Origin of the sequence: Streptomyces sp. ALB3, assembly GCF_044385685.1 — a bacterium.
In the GTDB taxonomy this organism is placed as follows: Bacteria; Actinomycetota; Actinomycetes; order Streptomycetales; family Streptomycetaceae; genus Streptomyces.
Genome location: NZ_JBISCE010000017.1, coordinates 1 through 4,357 on the forward strand (window position 1 = coordinate 1; position 4,357 = coordinate 4,357).

1 protein-coding gene is annotated in these 4,357 nt (G+C 71.0%); it reads left to right on the plus strand.

What is annotated here, in order from left to right:
• Positions 1–4,357 (plus strand): type I polyketide synthase (locus ACHFIV_RS11190; RefSeq protein ID WP_398966366.1); only part of this gene is annotated, 4,357 nt, incomplete at both ends.

The window sequence follows — 4,357 nt, forward strand, 5'->3', positions numbered from 1 at the left end:
GCGGGGCGAGGACGAAACCCGGCGCTTCATGACCTCCCTGGCGGAAGCGCATGTGCACGGGGTCGACCTCGACTGGCAGGCCCTGTTCGCCGGTACCGGAGCGCAACGCGTCGACCTGCCTACCTACCCCTTCCAGCATCAGCGCTACTGGCTTAACCCCTCCGCCGGAAACGGCGCCGTGGATGTTTCCTCGGCGGGGCTGCAGTCCCTCGACCATGCCCTGCTGTCCAGCGCGATGGGCTTGGCCGGCACGGATGGTGTGGTGATGACAGGAAAGGTGTCGGTCGAGACACACCCCTGGCTCGCCGACCACGCGGTGTGGGGCTCGGTCCTCCTGCCGGGTACCGCCTTCGTGGAGCTCGCTCTGCAAGCAGCCGACCAGGTGGGCTGCGACCTCGTGGAAGAGCTGACCATCGAGGCGCCCCTCGTCATCTCCGGCCAGGACGCGGTCGTCATCCAGGTCGCCGTGGCCGCGGCCGACCTGACCGGCCGGCACGACATCACGGTCTTCTCCCGTCCCGCCGACGCCTCGGACGAGGCTTGGACCAGGCACGCCAACGGCACACTCGCCACCGGCGTCCCGGCGGCGGACGGCCTGGAGGAGTGGCCGCCCACGGGAGCGCAAGCCGTCGCGGTGGACACGCTCTATGCGTCCCTCGCCGACGCGGGATACGAGTACGGGCCGCTGTTCCAGGGCCTGCGGGCGGCCTGGCGGCAGGGTGACGACGTATACGCGGAGGTGGCACTGCCGGAGGAGGCCGAGGTCGACGGCTTCGGGCTGCACCCGGCCCTCCTGGACGCTGCCCTGCACGCGATGGGCCTCGCGGACGCGCCCGCCACGGACGGAACGGCGGGTGTGGTGGGCCTGCCCTTCGCATGGACCGGCGTGTCCCTGTCCGCAGTGGGAGCACAACTGCTGCGGGTGCGTGTCCGCCGCGAGAAGTCGGGCGCCTCACTGCTGCTGGCCGACGGATCCGGATCGCACGTCGCCTCGGTGCAGTCGATCGCGCTGCGCCCGGTGTCACCGGAGCAGTTGCGCGGAGGCAGCAGCCCCCACGCCGACTCGCTTTTCCGGGTGGAATGGTCCATGAGGCCGATCGCCGCTCACCACGCGGAGGAGACCTGGGCCGTCGTCGGGCAGGCGGAATTCCTCCCCGGCGTGAAGCGGTACGCGGATCTGACTTCTCTCGTGGACGAAGTCCCGGACGTGGTGGCGGTGTCGTTCGCGGAGTCCGGCTCGGCGTCCGGGGACGCCGGGGACATGGTGTCGCGTACGCACGGGATCGCGGCGCAGACACTGCGGTTGCTGCAGGAGTGGCTGGCGGACGAGCGGTTCGCTGAGGCGCGGCTGGTAGTGGTGACCCGGGGTGCGGTGTTCATGGACGCGCCGGATCCTGCGCAGGCCGCTGTCTGGGGCCTGGTGCGGACAGCCGAGTCGGAGAACCCCGGGCGGTTCGTCCTGGTGGACGTCGACGAGGCCGATGAGCCGCTGCTGCCCGCTGTAGTGGCTTCGGGGGAGCAGCAGGCCGCGGTGCGCTCGGGCGAGATGTCCGTACCGAGGCTGGCACGGGTGCCGTCCCCCGGCGGGCAGGAACCCGGCCGGCCCGCACCGTCCGGCACCGTGCTGGTGACGGGTGCCAGCGGTGTGCTGGGCGGACTGGTGGCGCGTCACCTGGTCGCCGAGCACGGTGTGCGGCACCTGCTCCTGGTCAGCCGCCGCGGGGCGCGAGCTCCGGGAGCCGCCGAGCTTCAGGCCGAACTGGCCGAGGCAGGCGCACAGGTACGCTTCGCCTCGTGTGACGTGGCGGACCGCGACGCACTGGCCCAGGCTCTGGCCGGCCTCGGGACCGAGCAGCCTCTCACGGGTGTCGTGCACACCGCCGGTGTGCTGGACGACGGTGTCGTGTCCTCGCTGACCCCTGAACGACTGGCCGCGGTCATGCGACCGAAGGTCGATGCCGCATGGAACCTGCACGAGCTGACGCGTGACATGAATCTGTCGATGTTCACGCTGTTCTCCTCCGCCGCCGGTGTGTTCGGCGGTGCGGGCCAGGCGAACTACGCCGCCGCGAACGCGTTCCTCGACGCCTTGGCCGAGGTCCGGCGGGCGGAAGGCCTCGCGGGGCAGTCGCTGGCCTGGGGACTGTGGGCCCAGGCCAGCGCGATGACGGGACAGCTGGACAGCGGCGACCTCCGCCGGATGGCACGGGGCGGCCTGATGCCGCTGTCCTCCGAGCAAGGGCTCGAACTCTTCGACCTGGCCGGTGGCCTGGCGGACGAGGCAGTGCTGGTACCGATCCGGGTCGACCTGGCTGCCATGCGGGTACGGCCGGAGATGACCCCGTTGATGCTGCGGGGGCTGGTCCGGGTGCCGACGCGGCGGCAGGCCGACGCCGGCACCGATCGCTCCGCATCCTTCGGACGCACCCTCCTCGCCCTCCCCGTCGCCGAACAGCACCAACTGGTCCAGGATCTGGTGAGGGCTCAGGCGGCTGCTGTGCTCGGGCACGATTCGGGCGAGGCGGTGCAGCCCGAGCGGGCGTTCACCGAGCTGGGATTCGACTCCCTCACCGCAGTCGAACTCCGCAACCGGATGAGTGCGGCCACCGGGCTGCGCCTGCCGGCCACCCTCGTGTTCGACTACCCCACGCCGTACGCGATGGCCGACTACGTGCGGAACGAGATCGTCGGCGTGCAGGCGGAAGCCGTCACCAGCAGGCCCGCCCTGACCGGCACGGGTTCCGAGGACGACCCGGTCGTCATCGTGGGCATGAGCTGCCGGTTCCCCGGAGGTGCGGAATCGCCCGGCAAACTGTGGGAGCTCGTGGCCGGCGGCAACGAGGGCATCACGGGCCTTCCCACGGACCGGAACTGGGACGTGGAAGGGCTCTACGACCCCGACCCGGACAACCCCGGCACCTCCTTCACCCGCGAAGGCGGCTTCCTGCACGACGCGGCGGAGTTCGACCCGGGCTTCTTCGGGATCTCCCCGCGTGAGGCGCTGGCGATGGACCCCCAGCAGCGGCTGCTGCTGGAGGGGTCCTGGGAGGCCGTCGAGTCGGCGGGCATCGACCCCGCCTCGCTGCGCGGCACGAGCACCGGAGTCTTCGCCGGGCTGATGTACCACGACTACGTGGCCCAGCTCGCCACCGTTCCCGAGGGCGTCGAGGGATACCTCGCCACCGGTACGTCCGGCAGTGTCGTGTCCGGCCGCGTCTCCTACACGCTCGGACTCGAGGGCCCGGCCGTGACGGTGGACACCGCTTGCTCGTCCTCCCTGGTGGCCCTGCACCTTGCCGCGCAGGCCCTGCGGTCGGGCGAGTGCTCGATGGCACTGGCGGGTGGCGCCAGTGTGATGGCCACTCCGGGGAGCTTCATCGAGTTCTCCCGGCAGCGTGGTCTGGCCGCTGACGGCCGCTGCAAGTCGTTCGCCGCGGGTGCCGACGGCACCGGCTGGGGCGAAGGCGTCGGGATGCTGCTGCTCGAGCGCCTGTCGGATGCACGGCGCAACGGTCATGAGGTCCTGGCGGTGGTGCGGGGCAGTGCGGTGAACCAGGACGGCGCGTCGAACGGTCTCACGGCGCCGAACGGTCCCTCGCAGCAGCGGGTGATCCGCCAAGCGCTGGCCAACGCCGGTCTGTCCCCCGACCAGGTCGACGCGGTGGAGGCGCACGGAACGGGCACGACGCTGGGTGACCCGATCGAGGCGCAGGCGCTCCTGGCGACGTACGGGCAGGGCCGGCCGGAGGGCCGTCCTCTCCGGCTCGGGTCGATCAAGTCGAACATCGGTCACACGCAGGCTGCCGCGGGTGTGGCGGGCGTCATCAAGATGGTGATGGCCATGCGGCACGGAATACTGCCCCGCACCATCCACGTCGACGAGCCGACGCCTCAGGTGGACTGGTCGGCTGGTGCGGTGGAACTGCTGACGGAGTCGGTGGCGTGGCCGGAGACGGGTGAGGCGCGCCGGGCGGGTGTGTCGTCCTTCGGGATCAGCGGAACGAACGCCCACGTGATCGTCGAGCACACCCCGGTCGTCCAGGAGCGGCACCAGCCTTCGGTCTCGTTGCCGGTGGTGCCCTGGGTGGTGTCGGCGAAGACCCAGGACGGTCTGTCGGCGCAGATGACGCGGCTCTCCACATTCGCCAGGGAGCACGATCCGGTCGATGTCGGGTACTCACTGGTCACGATGCGTGCGGCGATGAGTCACCGTGCCGTGGCCTTCGGTGACCGGACGGTGCAGGGAGTGGTCGCGCCGGGGAGTACGGCGGTGCTGTTCTCGGGTCAGGGTGCGCAGCGGTCGGGTATGGGCCGTGAGCTGTACGCGTCCTATCCGGTGTTCGCGGATGCTTTCGAT